At 63.3% G+C, this 14804-nt stretch carries 14 protein-coding genes; 5 read left to right on the forward strand and 9 right to left on the reverse strand.

Annotated features, from left to right (window positions below):
* Window positions 1–10: 10 nt before the first annotated feature.
* Window positions 11–1051 (reverse strand): glycoside hydrolase family 43 protein, encoded by a 1041-nt coding sequence (locus tag HGK27_RS28885; RefSeq protein WP_206244235.1) that lies wholly within the window; start codon window positions 1049–1051, stop codon window positions 11–13.
* Between the two features lie 196 nt (window positions 1052–1247).
* Here HGK27_RS28885 and HGK27_RS28890 point away from each other — a divergent pair, with 196 nt between their 5' ends.
* Window positions 1248–1754 carry a GNAT family N-acetyltransferase gene (locus HGK27_RS28890; RefSeq protein ID WP_241127887.1) on the forward strand — a complete coding sequence of 169 codons (507 nt, stop codon included), beginning with the start codon at window positions 1248–1250 and terminating at the stop codon, window positions 1752–1754.
* A gap of 7 nt (window positions 1755–1761) precedes the next feature.
* Here the strand turns inward: HGK27_RS28890 and HGK27_RS28895 are convergent, their stop codons facing one another.
* Window positions 1762–3855 carry a response regulator gene (locus HGK27_RS28895; protein ID WP_241127573.1) on the reverse strand — a complete coding sequence of 698 codons (2094 nt, stop codon included), beginning with the start codon at window positions 3853–3855 and terminating at the stop codon, window positions 1762–1764.
* 144 nt (window positions 3856–3999) lie between these two features.
* Between HGK27_RS28895 and HGK27_RS28900 the strand changes: the two genes are divergently transcribed.
* Together HGK27_RS28900 and HGK27_RS28905 are read left to right on the forward strand one after the other, a co-directional pair.
* Window positions 4000–4359: a hypothetical protein gene (locus HGK27_RS28900; RefSeq protein ID WP_206244236.1), complete on the forward strand. Its 360-nt coding sequence runs from the start codon at window positions 4000–4002 to the stop codon at window positions 4357–4359.
* Between the two features lie 200 nt (window positions 4360–4559).
* Window positions 4560–5015: an ExbD/TolR family protein gene (locus HGK27_RS28905; RefSeq protein WP_206244237.1), complete on the forward strand. Its 456-nt coding sequence runs from the start codon at window positions 4560–4562 to the stop codon at window positions 5013–5015.
* A gap of 236 nt (window positions 5016–5251) precedes the next feature.
* Here HGK27_RS28905 and htpG read toward each other — a convergent pair whose 3' ends face one another.
* From htpG to HGK27_RS28930, 5 genes are all read right to left on the reverse strand, one after another.
* Window positions 5252–7153 carry a molecular chaperone HtpG gene (gene htpG, locus HGK27_RS28910; RefSeq protein ID WP_206244238.1) on the reverse strand — a complete coding sequence of 634 codons (1902 nt, stop codon included), beginning with the start codon at window positions 7151–7153 and terminating at the stop codon, window positions 5252–5254.
* 77 nt (window positions 7154–7230) lie between these two features.
* Complete coding sequence (locus tag HGK27_RS28915) at window positions 7231–7749, reverse strand: GNAT family N-acetyltransferase (RefSeq protein WP_206244239.1); 519 nt, start codon at window positions 7747–7749, stop codon at window positions 7231–7233.
* Window positions 7750–7779: 30 nt separating this feature from the next.
* A complete protein-coding gene (locus tag HGK27_RS28920; protein WP_206244240.1) occupies window positions 7780–8049 on the reverse strand; it encodes a hypothetical protein in 270 nt (89 codons plus the stop codon).
* A gap of 208 nt (window positions 8050–8257) precedes the next feature.
* The gene (locus tag HGK27_RS28925; protein WP_322099062.1) at window positions 8258–8761 is read right to left on the reverse strand and encodes a DUF1993 domain-containing protein; all 504 of its coding nucleotides are present in this window, start codon (window positions 8759–8761) and stop codon (window positions 8258–8260) included.
* A gap of 117 nt (window positions 8762–8878) precedes the next feature.
* Window positions 8879–9757 (reverse strand): 3'-5' exonuclease, encoded by an 879-nt coding sequence (locus HGK27_RS28930; protein ID WP_206244242.1) that lies wholly within the window; start codon window positions 9755–9757, stop codon window positions 8879–8881.
* A gap of 94 nt (window positions 9758–9851) precedes the next feature.
* Between HGK27_RS28930 and HGK27_RS28935 the strand changes: the two genes are divergently transcribed.
* On the forward strand, window positions 9852–10826 hold the full coding sequence (locus HGK27_RS28935; protein WP_206244243.1) for an MBL fold metallo-hydrolase: 975 nt from the start codon (window positions 9852–9854) through the stop codon (window positions 10824–10826).
* On the opposite strand, the gene HGK27_RS28940 is transcribed toward HGK27_RS28935, so the two are convergent.
* Both HGK27_RS28940 and HGK27_RS28945 read right to left on the reverse strand, forming a co-directional pair.
* Window positions 10823–11911, reverse strand: a complete 1089-nt coding sequence (locus tag HGK27_RS28940) for a purine-nucleoside phosphorylase (protein WP_206244244.1) — start codon at window positions 11909–11911, stop codon at window positions 10823–10825. The genes HGK27_RS28935 and HGK27_RS28940 overlap by 4 nt on opposite strands.
* Window positions 11912–11990: 79 nt before the next feature.
* On the reverse strand, window positions 11991–14372 hold the full coding sequence (locus HGK27_RS28945; RefSeq protein ID WP_206244245.1) for a TonB-dependent receptor: 2382 nt from the start codon (window positions 14370–14372) through the stop codon (window positions 11991–11993).
* Between the two features lie 61 nt (window positions 14373–14433).
* Here HGK27_RS28945 and HGK27_RS28950 point away from each other — a divergent pair, with 61 nt between their 5' ends.
* Window positions 14434–14667 carry a hypothetical protein gene (locus tag HGK27_RS28950; protein ID WP_206244246.1) on the forward strand — a complete coding sequence of 78 codons (234 nt, stop codon included), beginning with the start codon at window positions 14434–14436 and terminating at the stop codon, window positions 14665–14667.
* Window positions 14668–14804 lie beyond the last annotated feature (137 nt).

Below are 14804 nucleotides of genomic sequence, written 5' to 3' on the forward strand. Positions count from 1 at the left end.
ATGGGGCAGTTCAGTGGATCGGGCGCGGGGCCACACCGTCTTTCGTCATCACAACGGGCTTGATCGTGCCGTCCTCGGCAAAGATCATGCGGTCGATGGCGATCTGGCGATGCTCGCCCTTGTCGTCGCCCAGCGGGCGGCGGTGATAGGCGATGTACCAGTCATCGGTGCCCGGCACATTGACCACCGAATGATGGCCCGCCCCACGCGCGATGCTCAGATCCTGAGCGAGGATCTTGCCCATCGGCTTGAACGGCCCGAGCGGGCTTGGCCCCATGGCATAGGAGACGCTGTAATCGGGCCCGGTCCAGTCGCCCTCCGACCACATCAGATAATAGATGCCCTTGCGCTTCACGAGGAACGATCCCTCGACATAGCCCGGCGGCGTGATGGACTTGTAGGTGCTGCCATCGGGAAAGGGCAGGATCGAGCGCAGATCATGGCTGAGGCGCACCACATTGCAGTGCCCCCAGCCGCCGTAATAAAGGTACACCTGCCCGTCATCGTCGCGATAGACGAAGGGGGCGATCGGCTGGGCGCCATTGTGAAAGCCCCCGATCAGCGGCTTGCCCAGCGCATCCTTGAATGGCCCTGCCGGAGTGTCCGCCACGGCCAGACCGATCCCGCCGGTCTGGCTGTCGTTCTGGATGTCGTTGGCGGCGAAGAACATATAATAGCGCCCGTCCTGCTCGATGGCCGAGGGCGCCCAGACCGCATAGGCCGCCCAGGGCACATCGGCGATATCGAGGGCATGGGCATGCTTGCTCCAATGCACAAGATCGGGCGAGGAAAAGGCGTTGAAAAAGGTTTGCTGCAGATAGGACGGACGCACAGTCGGCTGGCGGCGCAGGGCTTGCTGCTCGGGCGATATCCGCGTCGAAACATCATGCGAGCCATCATCGTCGGAGGTGGTGGGATAGATCCAGTATTGCCCGCCAAACAGCCGGATTTCCGGATCGGCATACCAGCCCGGCACGATGGGATTATGCGCCTGTGCGGGCCCTGCCACCAGCGCGGCGGCCAGCGCCAGCCCCTTCAGCCTGTGCATCATGGATGACCCGCTCCTCTTCGACATGGCTTCAGCCGCTCGGGCGGCCTGTTGGCAAGCCTGCGTCTGTAGCGGTCGAAAGTGGCGGGCGTATAGCGGAAAATGAGGGCGGGCACCTCTTGAACAAGCGCCTGTCCGTCCCAAGAAAGTCCTGTAACCTCAAATTCTTGTCGTTTCCAAAAGGACTGATGCTTTGACGATGACCGCTATGCGTGACGAGCTGCATATCCGCGATGTGGCCCCGGCTGATGCAGCCGAACTGGCTGATCTTCTCAATGCGATCATCGCGCGTGGCGGCACCACCGCATTGCAAGACCCGTTCAGCGCTGAAGATCTGGCCAAAACCTATCTGATCGGCCCGCATGTGCATTGCTGCTTCGTGGCCGTGGCTGCGGCAACGGGTCGGATCGAGGGCTTCCAGACGCTGGTGCGCAATCCGCCGCTGCCCGACGACATCGGTGATATCGCGACCTTTGCGCGCATCGATGGCACGCAGCGCGGGGTCGGCTCGGCCCTGTTTGCTGCAACGAAGGCGCGCGCCCGCGCTCTGGGGTTGACGGCGATCAGCGCCACCATCCGGGCGGACAATCACGGCGGGCTGGCCTTCTATGGCAAGCAGGGCTTTGCCGATTATGCCGTCGCCCGCGCCATCCCGCTCAAAAATGGCGAGGCGGTCGATCGGATCACCAAACGCTGCCTGTTGTAAAGGGCGTTCAGTTCGGGCGGGGCAGCGACAGCTGAGGCAACACCGCCTCCAGCCGCGCCGCCAGATCGGCCTGACGGAAGGGCTTTTCCAGCAACGGCAGACCGGCCTCGATGCCGCGCGCGTCGGAATAGCCCGAGACCAGCATCACCGGTACTCCCGGCCAGTCCCGCGCAACGGCGCGTGCCAGCTCCACACCGGTCATGCCCGGCATCAGGTGATCGGTGATGACGATGTCGACCTTGCCCTCCTGCCTCAGACACTCCAGCGCCTCGGCGCCCGAGGAGGCCTCGATCACCTCGAAGCCCAGTTCGGTGAGCATATCGGCGGTGCTCATGCGCACCAGCGGTTCATCATCCACCAGCAGCGCCACACCGGTCATCGCCGACACTTGCGCAGGCGCGGAGGCAGCAGGCTGCGCGGCCAAAGCCTTGCTGACCGGCAGCCACAGGCCGATCACCGTGCCCTTGCCGGGCGCGCTGCGGATTGTCAGCGCGCCGCCCAGCTGCGACGCCAGGCCATGCGCCATCGACAGGCCCAGCCCGGTGCCCTTGCCCACGCCCTTGGTGGAATAGAAAGGCTCGATGGCCCGCTCACGGGTTTCGGCATCCATGCCCACGCCCGTATCGGTGACGGTGATGACGATATACTGCCCCGGCCTGACCTCGCCATGGCCGGCACCCACCGTCCGCGCATCGGCGGACAGTTTGAGCAGGCCCCCGTCCGGCATGGCATCGCGCGCATTGACCGAAAGGTTGAGCAGCGCCATCTCGACCTGATTGTGATCGGCCAGAGCCAACGGCAACCCCGGCGCCACATCATAGACCAGCGCCACCTGAGGCCCCAGCGTGGTGAGCAGCAGCTCACGCATGCCCGCCATCAGCGCGGCAAGATCCACCGGCTCGGGGCTAAGCGGCTGGCGCCGCGCAAAGGCCAGCAGGCGCTGCACCAGCGTGCGGGCGCGGTCGGCGGATTGCAGGGCACCGGAGATGATGCGCTGTTCGCGCTCGCCACCGACCTGCCGGCGTTGCAACAGATCCAGCCCGCCAATGATGGGGGCCAGCAGATTGTTGAAATCATGCGCCACGCCGCCGGTAAGCTTGCCCATGGCGTCCAGCTTCTGGGCCTGACGCAGGGCTTCCTGTGCGGTGACAAGCTCCTGCGTGCGGGCATGCACCAGATGTTCCAGCGTCGCCGCTGAGGTCTGGAGCGCCTCTTCCATCTTCTTGCGCTCGGTGATGTCGATGGAGAGGCCATCGAGCGTCAGCGGCGTGCCCTCGGGGCTGTAGGCAGGCTGGGCGCGGATGCCGATCCAGCGCATCTCGCCCGCAGGGGTGATCAGGCGATAGTCGATATCGTAATCGCCGCCGGTGGCGATGCTGCTGGCCAGCGCCTGCTCCACCCGCGCCCGGTCCTCCGGATGGATGGCGGCGTGCAGCTCGGCATAGCTGAAGGGCTGATCGGGATCGCGCCCGAAATTGATGCGGCACATGGGCGAGGTGTCCAGCTCGCCCGAGGCGATATGGAAGGACCACAGGCCGATGCGCCCCGCCGCCACCATCAGGCTGCGCTGGCGACTGTCATTCTTCACCTGATCGAGCAGGCGTGCATTCTCGATGGCGATCCCGGCCAGACGGGCCAGACTTTCCAGACGGCGCACCATATGCCGCGGCTGATGGCCCATATCCGCCCAATAGGCGCCCAGCGCCGCCACGGCGCGCGGGGAGCCGATGGGCACCATCACCAGACTGCGCACGAAGGTGGGCGTATAGGCTTCCTGCGGGATGCGCGGATCTTCGGTGGTATCGGCGATGCGGACGGTCTGCAGGTTCTGCATCGCCCAGCCGGAGATGCAGCTGTTTTCATCAAAACGCTTGCCCGCCCAGAGCGGGGCCATCGCATCCTCGACAGCGTAGAAGCAGCGGCCCGGCTCGCGGATGATGACGGCGATGCCATCGGCGCCGACGACCTTGCGGGCGGTCTGCCTCAGCACGGCGACCACCTCGTCCAGCGATCTGGCGGCGGCGAGCTTTTCGCTCGCTTCGATCAGATCTTCTTCAAAATTGGGCGTACTGTCGGCCGCCGGATGATCTGCACTGCGCAAGGTCTTCTCCACTGCAGCGCCTATAGCATATTTTGCGCCGATTCCCCGCGCTATTTCCTATAAGCTTCTCCCTAGGTAATCGTGCAGATTGCCTAGGGGATGCCCCTAGTGGATAGGGTTGAGGCGATGGAAAAGGTGACAGCTATGAGCGAGACGGTATGGCAAGGCGAGACGGTAAAAGCCTGGCTGGCCAGTCGCTTTGCCGCATCGCAGGTGGATCAGGACCGGGCCGACCGGCGCGGCCGCGATTACGAGGATGATTACGACAAGGCCGCTGCGGAGGAGTTCGTCTGTCGGCTGGCGCGGGTGCATCCTTCCGTGGAGGATCAGGCGCGGTTCGGTGCCTATCTGAAAGAGCTGCTGGACCGCGATGAGTACAATCGCACCGGCGTCTACAGCGAGCGCCGCTTCGAGCGCGAGGTGAAGGCCTATCTGCGCAAGCTGATCAAGATGACCAAGGCGAACGCAGGCTTCGAGAACACATCGCATTTCCAGAAGGATTGAGGTCGGAGGGGGCCTCCGGCGGGCAAAGGGCTATCGCCCTTTGCAATCCCTTTAGTGTCAAGTTTGTGCCACGGGTTCGGCGTCAGATATCGGAAGCAATGGGACAGCTCTTGTAAGCCGCTGCGTGGAATGGGAATGCCCGTAAAGTTAGGGAGAGCGGACGCTGGCGCGAGCGAAAGAACAATGACATCTGGAGAGATATGAAGCGCGAGATAGCCTTTTTGTTGAGCCTAGCGTTATGTGCGAGTGGCTGCCACACGAAGGCAACCATTTATGGTAAAGGATGTGGAGCTCGTCCCGCAGGTTGGATCACACCTCGCCAAGGGCACAGCATCTGGAATGGCGTTGACACGGTAACCGTTGCTGCGAACGGCGCGTTGACATTCAACGGTGCCAATATCTCAAAAAATAGCCTTCGATCAAATTTGAAGCTGGCCCGAGGCTTAGAACCGGCGGTCATCATACACGCAAAATTTGATCCGGAGGTGAATTGCGAGAGGGTCTTAGAGATTCGACAAATGATGTCTCAAATGCTTGATTGCCAACACGGCCAGTGCGCCGAGGGGGAAGGTCATTGGTGGTTAATCGGTGATGTTGGCAGAAATCCGCAGCCCTATGATCCTGAGGCTACGCCCAAGTCGGCGGAAACGCCTTGACGAAAGCGGCAGCTTTGTTGTCGGCTCCGGTTCGTCCGTTTTTGATTGAAATTTCCACACAGCGGCCACGAGGGCCGATACATGAATACGTCAATGACGCCTGGAACGGCTGGCTCCGCGCGCTATCTTCGCCGCATTGAGGCGGGCTGGATATGATTGGCGATGATCTGCCGCACTTAGCGGACTTTTCGCCGGGGCCAGCATGGGCCGGTGATCGCTCACCGGCCCACACGTGTTCAGGCCGTGGCGCGCTGGATCAGGCGGCCCAGCCGGTCGGCGAAGGCGCGCGGGTCAAGCGGCTGCTCGCCATCGACGATGCGCGCTTCATCGAGTAGCAGATGGGCTGCATCCGCACGCAGCACATCGTCCTCGGGCAGAGCGGCGAGGCGGGCGATCTGGGCATGGCCGGGGTTGATTTCCAGCACGGGCTTGGCGCCGGCGGGCGTCTGTCCGGCATTGGCCAGCAGCTTTTCCAGCTGGCGGTCAAGCCCGCTGTCCGACGCCACCAGACACACAGCGCTGTCCGTCAAGCGATCCGACAGGCGCACATCCGAGACCTTTTCGCCCAAAGTCTCCTTCACGAAGCCGAGGAAGCTGCTGACCGCATCGCTGGCCTCGGCCTTGGGGGCTTCTTTGCCTTCGGGCAGCGGGATCAGGCTGAGATCCGCCGCGCCCTGCGTCACCGAGGTGAAGGGCTTGCCGTCCAGATCCATGCCGCGCGCCCAGAAGCTGTCGACCTGATCGGGCAGCAGCAGAACCTCGACGCCCCGCGCGCGGAAGCCTTCCAGCTGGGGCGATGCGGCGATGCGGTCCAGATCGCTGCCGGTGGCGTAATAGATCGCGGTCTGGTTTTCCTTCATCCCCGCGACATAGTCCTCCAGCGAGCGCCATGCGCCGCCTGAGGTCGTGGTCTTGAAACGGGCCAGACGCAGCAGCGGCTCGCGCCGTTCGAAGTCCTCATAGAGGCCTTCCTTCAGCACCGCGCCGAAGGTCTCCCACAGCTTGCCATAGGCTTCGGCGTCGTCGCGGGCGGTCTTTTCCAGCTCGCCCAGCACCTTGCCGGTCAGGCCCTTGCGGATGGTGGTGAGGATCGGGCTGTCCTGGATCATCTCGCGCGACATGTTGAGCGGCAGATCGGCGCTGTCGACCAGACCGCGCACAAAGCGCAGATAACGCGGCAGAAGCTCAGCCTCATCGGTGATGAAGACGCGGCGGACATAGAGCTTCATCCGCCCCTTGCGGTCGGGGTCGAACAGGTCGAAGGGCTTGCTCTCCGGCACGAAGGCCAGCACCGAATATTCGTAACGCCCCTCGGCGCGGTAATGCAGGGTGAGGGCGGGTTCGTCCCACTGCCCGGCCACGCTGCGGTAGAAATCGGTGTACTCTTCCTTGCTGATCTCGCTCTTGGGGCGGGTCCAGAGCGCGGTGCCGTCGGCCAGCTGGGTGGCTTCGGCATCAGGCTTGTCCTTCAGCACGATGGGCACGGGAACATGGCCGGACTGGGCGCGCACCATCTGCTCGATGCGGTGGCGCTCGGCGTAATCCTTGGCCTCTTCCAGCAGGTGCAGCACGATGCGGGTGCCGCGCTGCGGGGCTTCATCCAGCGCAACCGGCGCAATGGTGTAGGTGCCCAGACCATCGGAGGACCACACGGCGGCGGTCTCCTCGCCAGCCCGGCGCGAGATCACATCGACCTTTTCGGCCACCATAAAGGCCGAATAGAAGCCCACGCCGAACTGGCCGATCAGCTGGGTCTCCCCGCTGGCATTTTCGCTGCCCTTGGCGGCGGCAATGCTGTCCATAAAGGCCTTGGTGCCCGAACGCGCGATGGTGCCCAGCGTTTCGGCCAGATCAGCCGCGCTCATGCCGATGCCATTGTCCGCGATGGTCAGCTGGCGCTGATCGGCATCCAGCGTGATGGTGATCTGCAGCTGCGGGTCATCACCCAGCAGGGCGGGCGTGGCAATCGCCTCATAGCGCAGCTTTTCACAGGCGTCGGCGGCGTTGGAGATCAGCTCGCGCAGGAAGACGTCTTTGTCGGAATAGACGGAATGAACCATCATATGCAGCAGCTTCGAGACATCGGCCTCGAAAGCATGGGTCTGTGGCGTAATGGTCTGGTCCGAAGGCGTCGTCATGGGTGAGCGGGGCTCCATTGAATTGGGGAGCCGCGGACATGAGGCCTGTCGCCGGGGATTTCAAGGGTGTGGGTGCTTCACGCCTCCGGGCGAAGCAGAGCCATCAGCGTGATATCCTTCCAGTCGCCATCGATGAATTCGGCCTGCCGCAGCACGCCCTCGATGGCGAAGCCCAACTGGATGTAGAGCGCGATGGCCGCCTCATTCTCGGCATGCACGCGCAGCGAAAGCCGTCGCAGATTGAGGTGCCGCCAGCAATAATCGATCGCCAGCTGCATGGCCTGACGGCCATAGCCTTGCCCGCGATCCTCCACCTTGCCGATCAGAATGCCCAGCGAGGCCGAGCGGTGGATCGCCTCGATCTCCATGATCTGCACATGGCCAATGATGTCGGGGCTGGGGCGCTTGCGGATGGCGAAAAAGACGCGCTCGCGATCATTGCCCGCATTGAGCCAGAAATCGCTCTGGCGCTGCAGGTTCTGCGGCAGATAGGGGCGGTTGAGGCGGGTGATCGCGGGATCGTCGTCCCACAGGCACAGGGCGGGCAGATCGATCGGCAGGATCGGCCCCAGAGCGATGGCGTCAGTACGGATCATGAGCAGGCCCTGTGCCTATGCGGTCAAGGCTTAGCTGGAGCTGCCGGTGAGCGTGGTCGTGCCCGAGGTGGTGGAGGTCGGGTCGGTCAGCGCGGCGAGAATGTCACCGAAGCTCTGAGTGCTGGCTCCGCCGCCATGGTGATGACCGCCGTGATGCGGCTTGGCGGGCGTGGCGGTGGCCTGAGTGGTCGCCGTGGGATCGGTCGTGGTCGCGGTCTGCGCGACTGCCGGCGCGCTGCCGGTCAGCGAGCTGAGAAGCGAGGATGCGGTGCTGCTGACGCTGCCAAGGGAAAGAGTCATGAGGCGAATACCTTTCTGGGATCAGCCGATCAACGACTGATCTGCGTGTTCCCTCCGCCTTCCGCATATCCGGCAACATGGCTGACAAAAGGTTAAAAATCGCGGCCCGCGACAATGTAACGGAATGTATGAGAAGGGCGCTTTGGCGGGGATTATCCGCTGCCCCCCGGCGGCAAGGCTGGGCCTGCCGCCGGGGGGCCTCGATCCATCAGGCGACGGGCTGGCCGCCGGCCAGAAAGTCCATCTTGCCCAGCGGCACGCCTTTCATGCGCATCAGCGCATAGGCCATGGTGACGTGGAAGAAGAAGTTGGGCAGGGCGAAATCGGTGACATAGCTCTGGCCGGTGAAGGGCACCTCGCCCTGAGGCAGCTTGAGCACCACCTGCGCCGTTTCGCGGCCCGCGAAACCGGCGGGATCGACGGCTTCGAGATAGGCGATGGTCTTGGCGATACGCTCACGCAGCTGGGCGATGCTGGCCTCTTCATCCGCCATGGCCGAGGGCTCTGCCTGACCGACGCGCACGGCAGCGAAGCGGGCGGTGTCCGAAGCGATCTGCACCTGCTTGGCCAGCGGCAGCATGTCCGCGATCAGCCGCGCGTTGAAAAGCTCCTCTTCCGCGATGCCGCTGTCGGCAGCCTTGGCCAGCACATGGTCAAGGTTCTTGAAAGCGCGGATAAAGGTGGGAACGGTCATGGCATAAAGATCGGGCATGGACATGTCCTTGATGAAAGCCGCCTGTCGTCAGGGGGGCGCTGCGCAAGATGGGCATGGCCGGGGCTTTGTGAAGGCCTGTCTGTCGCGAAATTTATACCGCCATATCAGAGGGATTTACCGGGTGTAACGCTCGCATGCGGTTTGCGGGAAGATGGCCGGGGAGCCGCGCCCGATATAGACGTTCTGGTCCAGCCAATTGCGTTCGGCCTCCAGCTCTTCCTCGGGGATGGTCTTCCACCAGAAGCGCATCGCGGCGTCCCAGCGATAGGCCTTGGCTTTCAGGGCATCCTTGGCCTCGAAGGGGGCTTCGACAGCATTGATGCGATAGGTCGGGCGCTGCGAGGCTTCCATCAGGCGGGCCATGATGGTTGCGCCATCCGGAGCGGTATGGGCCAGCAGATAGATCAGCGCGAGAATATCGTTCTCGGCACGGTGCCCCTCGTAAAACCAGCCACATTGCGAGACGAGATGGCCCAGCGCGCGCCCGTCGAAGCCCAATTCCAGCCAGTCCAGCTCGGCCATCGAGCAGGCCCATGGTTTGCCGCTGATGGCGGGCAGGCGGCGGTCGATAAAGGGCCGGTCGAAAGCGGCGTTATGGGCGATGATGATGTCCGCCGAGGCGAGGAGATCGGCGGCGGCTGTTTCATCGATGGTCTGGCCGGTGAGGTCCTGATCCATCAGTCCGGTGAGTTTGGTGATGCGTGGGTCGAGCGGCATGCCCGGGTCCTCGCGCCAGACCCGCGCCTTGCCAAGCTGGGTCACGCGGCCCAGCGCATCGAAGCGAAAGCGCTGGATGGCCAGTTCGATGATCCTGTCGTTGTCATGATCGAGCCCGGTCGTCTCGACATCGACGGCCACGCCGACACGCATCTCGCCTTGCGCCGGGCCTTTGTGCAGCCAGTCCACGGGTTGCAGGCGGCGCAGCACCCGGAAGTCCGGATGGGCGTCGAGCAGGGTGGCGGCATGATCGAGGGTTGCGACAGGTGCGTTCATTTGGCAGCGGCTGATAGCCACAGGCAAGCCTGTGGGAAAGCCCGAAGCGTCAATGGCGATTTCACGTCACCGCAAAACGCGATAGGGGCTGGGCATGAAACGGTTTTTGACATCGCTGGCGCTGCTGGCCTGTGCACCCGGTGTGGCCCATGCGCAGACGGCGCCTGGGGGGCTTGAGATTGTGGCGCTGGGCGTGCGGGGAGGGATCGTCGATGGCGATCTGACCAGCTTTCTGATCCATCCCACCGGCGATCCGCGCGCTCTGACCTGTGACGCTGGAACGCTGGGGCAGGGCCTGCTGGTGGCGCAAAAGCGCGGCACGCTGAGCGGCGAAAGTGCGGGCAGGGCGCTAGGGCAGGATATCAAGGCCTATCTGGTCACCCATGCCCATCTCGATCATGTGGCCGGCCTGCTGATCGCCGCGACAGATTATCCCGGCAAGACAGTCTATGCCTTGCCCTCGACCAATGCGGTGCTGAGCGGGGACTATCTCAACTGGCGGGCATGGCCCAATTTCGCCGATCGTGGGCCCGCGCCCCGGCTGGGCAGTCTGCACCTGCGGGATATGGCGCCCGGCGTGGCCGAAGCGGTGGAGGGCACCGCGATGCGCGCCACCGCCTACCCGCTGGAGCATGGCGGCGTGACCTCCACGGCGTTTCTGATCGAGGCCGGGCAAACGGCTGCGCTCTGTCTTGGCGATCATGGGCCGGACAGTCCCGGCCATGATGAACTGCACAGCCTGTGGCAGGCCGCCGCGCCGCTGCTGCGCGAAGGTCGGTTGAAGGCGATCATCACCGAGGCCTCCTACCCCGATCCGCGCGAGGACAAGCAGCTTTTCGGCCATATGACGCCCTCGCGCCTGATCGCTTCTTTGCGCGATCTGGCGGCGCTGGCGGGCGGGCCTGAAGCGCTGCGGGGGGTGACCGTGATCGTCGATCACATCAAATATCTGCCGGGCGAGGAAGAGGCCACGCGCCGTCTGATCACACGCCAACTGGCGCAGGCCAGCGACCTGCCGGTGCGTTTCATTCTGCCTCGGCAGGGTGATCGCTTCGTGGTGAGGCCTTAGGGCTTGGTCGCAACCGGCAGCGTGTCGCGATAGCGGCCCCAGCCCGAGACCAGCGCCTTCACCACCGGCGTCGCAGTGCGATAGATCGACTCATAGGCGGCCAGCGCGCCGCCCGGCGTGAAATCATTCAGCACCTGAGACTGGCCAGCAGGTTCCTCGGTGTAATTGCTGCCGCCGCGCAGCACCAGCACGCGGCGCGCATCCACCTTGTGATCCGCCCCATAAAGGGAGAGCACATCGAGAATACCCTGATCCTCGCAGGCGCTCATCACGAAATGACCCTGGCCATCGGTCCAGGTCTTCACCCAGTTGCGCGCCCAATCGGTGCGCTTCATGCCATGCCAGAACCGCACCGTGCCCAGCGTGTCGCCCAGCATCACGGCAGGGGGCGTCTGCACGCCGCCATTTCCGGCGTAGGCGGCGCGCGCCTTGGCCAGCCCCGGATTGTCCGCCAGCGTCACGCCCTTGGTGAGGCCATAGGCCCAATCCACCAGCCCGCTGTCCAGCTGCCAGACCATGCCGCTGGAACCGGCCTGCAGGCCCACGCTGTGCACCGCGCCGCCCATCGGCTTCTGGTCCGGATGATGCGTGCCCAGCGCATAGATGCCATAGGGCCAGTCAGCGGAGATCTCGCGGTCATCCATCTCGAAGACGGGATCGCCATCGACCACCCAATGTGACCATGCCGCCGCGCCCACCGGTGCCGCCTTGGGATCGACACCGGCAATCCCCGCCACTACCCAATAGGTGTGTGACACATCGAAGCGCGGATCGCTGATGATCGCGGCCAGCGTCTCGCGCGGGCGGCCGCGCATGCCGGTCACCACGCCCATCACCCCATCGGGCGAGATCAGCACATCATGTTCCACGCCGGGGACATGGATATGCTTGCTCCATGTCATGCGCTCGGCAAAGGCCTGGAACTCGCCGGGGGCATCGCCCTTGTCCTGCCCGTGCTCATAGGTGGTGAGGATCGCCACCTTGATCGGAATGCGGGCCGGAGTGGGCGTGCGCGCGGGCGCGGCCAGCACCGGAGCGGCGCTCAGCATGGCGACAGTCGCCAACAGGGACGAGATAAGGCGCATGAAATCCCCCTTTTAAAACTCACATGCCGCCGGGAGCCCGGCTAAGGGCCCCGGCGGCACGATCAGCTCTGTCCTGCGATCAGAACGCCGTGGAGAGCGTCACCGCGAAGGTGCGCGCAGGCATCAGATAGTAGGTCGGCGCCGAAGCGGTGACGGTGCCGCCGTTCAGGCCAGTCTGCGTGGTGGCATTGGTCTTGTAGCTGTTCACGCCGGTACGCGCCACGCCGTTGAACAGGTTCTGGACGTTGAGCTGGATTTCCGGCGCCTTGAGCAGGCCATAGGCCGGCAGGCGATAGCCGATGCTGGCATGGGTGCTGACATAGGCGGGGATCGCTTCGTCATTCATGAAGGACGAATACTGCTTGGCAATATACTTGGCCTGCACGTTCACGAAGAGCTTCTTGTCGTCGTAATCCAGACCAAAACCGGCCTGAACATGCGGCGAGGCAACCTGCGTCTTGCCATTGGTGGCCAGATAATCATTGATCGCCACACCGCCCAGCGTCGAGGTGACGGGCAGGTTCGATTTGATCTTGGCGTCCAGATATTCGAAGGTGGCATAGGGGCGCAGGTGATAGATGATCGGGCTGGTGCCGATCTGGGCGTCGAAGCCCCAGCTCTCCTGGCTGCCCGCGTTCAGCGATTCCGCCAGCTGCGTGCCGTTGACGATCGTGTTGAGCGAGATCTGGCGGTTCTTGAAGTAGTAATGGAAGCCCGAAATCGAGGCCGTGATCACCGAACCATTGTAACGATAGCCGATCTCTTCCGACAGCGAGGTTTCCGGCTTGGTCGAACCCGAGGTCTGGGTCTGCGCGCCGGTGCTGCTGGAATAGAAGTTGATCAGCGAGGTCGCCATCGGCGTGCGGAAGTTGGTGTTGATCGTGCCATAGATCTGGCTGTGATCGTCCAGCTTATACGAGGCGCTGAACTGCGGCAGCCACTTGCGCGTGGTGATCTGCTGATCGGGGTTGGCGCCCGACACAAATGAGAACAGATGCGAATAGATGATCGCATACTTCAGACCGGCCTCGACATGCAGCTTGTCGTCCAGCGCATCGACCGCATCCTGAGCGAACAGCACGTTCACCTCAGCATGGTTCTTGTAGTTGCGCCAGTCGTAAGGCGTGTTGTCGCCATAGGTGTAATAGCCCGAGGTGCCCCAGTAATTGACCGGGTTGCCGCTGGCATCAACCTGACCGATGCGGGTGTAGAAATGCTGCACCGTATGCTGATACCACCAGCCGAAGGTCAGCGTGTTATGCTCGATCGGCTTGTAATCCACCGAGACGGTGTTGCCCAGACGCAGCTGGTTGTTCTGGCCGATCGATTCCGTCACCACAGAGGTGCCGTTGGCCACGCCCAGATGGACCGCCACGGGCGTCGTACCGGCATAGGTCTTGCCCTGCGTGGTGGTGGTGCCGAAAGAGCCCGAACCCACGCCGTTCCACAGATAGGGCGTGTCATTCAGGGTCAGCTTGCTGCCCAGCACGACCTTGGTGGGCATGGAAACCGACAGGTTCGAGAAGGGATTGACCTGCAGCTTGTAATAGCTGGAGGTGCCCGGAACCGCGGCATAGTTGTACTTGTTGCCATACTGGCCGAACTGCGCCAGCGTGGGGTTGGCATAGAAGTTGGCGACTTCATTGTTGTAAGCCACCACCAGAGCGGTGCGGCTGCCATTGCTCCAGTCCTTCACGAACTTGGCGTTGGTGTGATGCTTTTCAGCATGGCCCACGCCGGTCCAGTTGTCGGCATAGGTGTGCGAATAGGAGAGGAAGCCGCGGATGCCGGTGTTGCCGATGTCGCCGGTGTTCACGCGGATGTATTCGCGGGCCAGATTGTCGCTGCCGGTCGAGAAATCGACCAGACCGCCGAACTGGTGTGTGGGCTCCTGCAGGGTCATGATGACCTGACCGGCGGTGGCATTGACTGTCGGGGTCGAGATGTTGACCGAGCCGGGCTGCAGCGAGACGGATTTGAGATCCTCGGCCTCGACATATTCCTCGGCGTAGAAAGCACCCGAAGACATGTCGTTAAGCGGCGCGCCTTCCATCACCCAGGCGGTCTCGGAGGAATCCAGACCGCGCACATAGCTCTGGCCGGGCATCAGGCCATAGGGGTCGGCGTCCGACACATTGGCCGAGGGCAGCATGGCCAGCAGCTGCTGGGCGTTGATGGTGGGGGCCTGCTTGGCGATAAAGTCGCGGTCGACGGTCTGCACGGCCTTGGGCGCGGTCTCGCGGCCCAGAAGGCCGCCGCCGGGGGCCTGCGTCGCGCTGGAGCGGCCCGTCACCACGATGCTGCCCTGATCTGCGTCAGTGGAGGCGGCTGCGGTCGCGGCGGTTTCGGCCTGAGCGGTAACAGCGAAGGGCAGCACGCAGATGGTGGCCGTGCTCAGCAGCAGCGAAAAAGAGGTGGCCGAACGCGCACGCCGGGCGCGCGAGGGGAGGGTATGGATCATCGAGTTTCCTGAACCTTGCGAATTGTTGTCTGCGCCCCGGCTTTCTGACGAAGCCTCGGGCATGCCCAACCGCACCCTCTGGAAGGGCAGCTACAGCAGACAAGCTGCGCTTCCAAATACGAAATTTATCCTATGGTGTTCCAAAAAATGCACGGACGCCCTTCATCCTGCGTACATATTCCTGACGCTACGGGGAGCAGGTTTTGCGCTGGTTCTGCTTTTGCAAGGATGCTGGCAGGCGGGTTTTGCCGCGCTGCATCGGTGTGAATGCCTTGAAAATATTGTTTTAAAATGATTTTCAAGGGGGGCTGGCGCTATGGAGGCTGTGCCGAAGGTCGCTTCGGTTGCAGAATCACCAGCGCTGGATGAGCAGGGCAGAGGCTCGGTAGGATGTGGCCGCTATGCCACGCATCGCATGCCCGTTTCCATTCA

The organism is Novosphingobium terrae (assembly GCF_017163935.1).
GTDB classification, from domain to species: Bacteria; Pseudomonadota; Alphaproteobacteria; order Sphingomonadales; family Sphingomonadaceae; genus Novosphingobium; species Novosphingobium terrae.

Bases quoted from the DNA above. Each gene is read 5' to 3' on its own strand.
- HGK27_RS28885 (WP_206244235.1), bottom strand. From the start codon at position 1,051: ATGATGCACAGGCTGAAGGGGCTGGCGCTGGCCGCCGCGCTGGTGGCA.
- HGK27_RS28890 (WP_241127887.1), top strand. From the start codon at position 1,248: ATGACCGCTATGCGTGACGAGCTGCATATCCGCGATGTGGCCCCGGCT.
- HGK27_RS28900 (WP_206244236.1), top strand. From the start codon at position 4,000: ATGAGCGAGACGGTATGGCAAGGCGAGACGGTAAAAGCCTGGCTGGCC.
- HGK27_RS28905 (WP_206244237.1), top strand. From the start codon at position 4,560: ATGAAGCGCGAGATAGCCTTTTTGTTGAGCCTAGCGTTATGTGCGAGT.
- htpG (WP_206244238.1), bottom strand. From the start codon at position 7,153: ATGACGACGCCTTCGGACCAGACCATTACGCCACAGACCCATGCTTTC.
- HGK27_RS28915 (WP_206244239.1), bottom strand. From the start codon at position 7,749: ATGATCCGTACTGACGCCATCGCTCTGGGGCCGATCCTGCCGATCGAT.
- HGK27_RS28920 (WP_206244240.1), bottom strand. From the start codon at position 8,049: ATGACTCTTTCCCTTGGCAGCGTCAGCAGCACCGCATCCTCGCTTCTC.
- HGK27_RS28925 (WP_322099062.1), bottom strand. From the start codon at position 8,761: ATGCCCGATCTTTATGCCATGACCGTTCCCACCTTTATCCGCGCTTTC.
- HGK27_RS28930 (WP_206244242.1), bottom strand. From the start codon at position 9,757: ATGAACGCACCTGTCGCAACCCTCGATCATGCCGCCACCCTGCTCGAC.
- HGK27_RS28935 (WP_206244243.1), top strand. From the start codon at position 9,852: ATGAAACGGTTTTTGACATCGCTGGCGCTGCTGGCCTGTGCACCCGGT.
- HGK27_RS28940 (WP_206244244.1), bottom strand. From the start codon at position 11,911: ATGCGCCTTATCTCGTCCCTGTTGGCGACTGTCGCCATGCTGAGCGCC.
- HGK27_RS28945 (WP_206244245.1), bottom strand. From the start codon at position 14,372: ATGATCCATACCCTCCCCTCGCGCGCCCGGCGTGCGCGTTCGGCCACC.
- HGK27_RS28950 (WP_206244246.1), top strand. From the start codon at position 14,434: ATGCCCAACCGCACCCTCTGGAAGGGCAGCTACAGCAGACAAGCTGCG.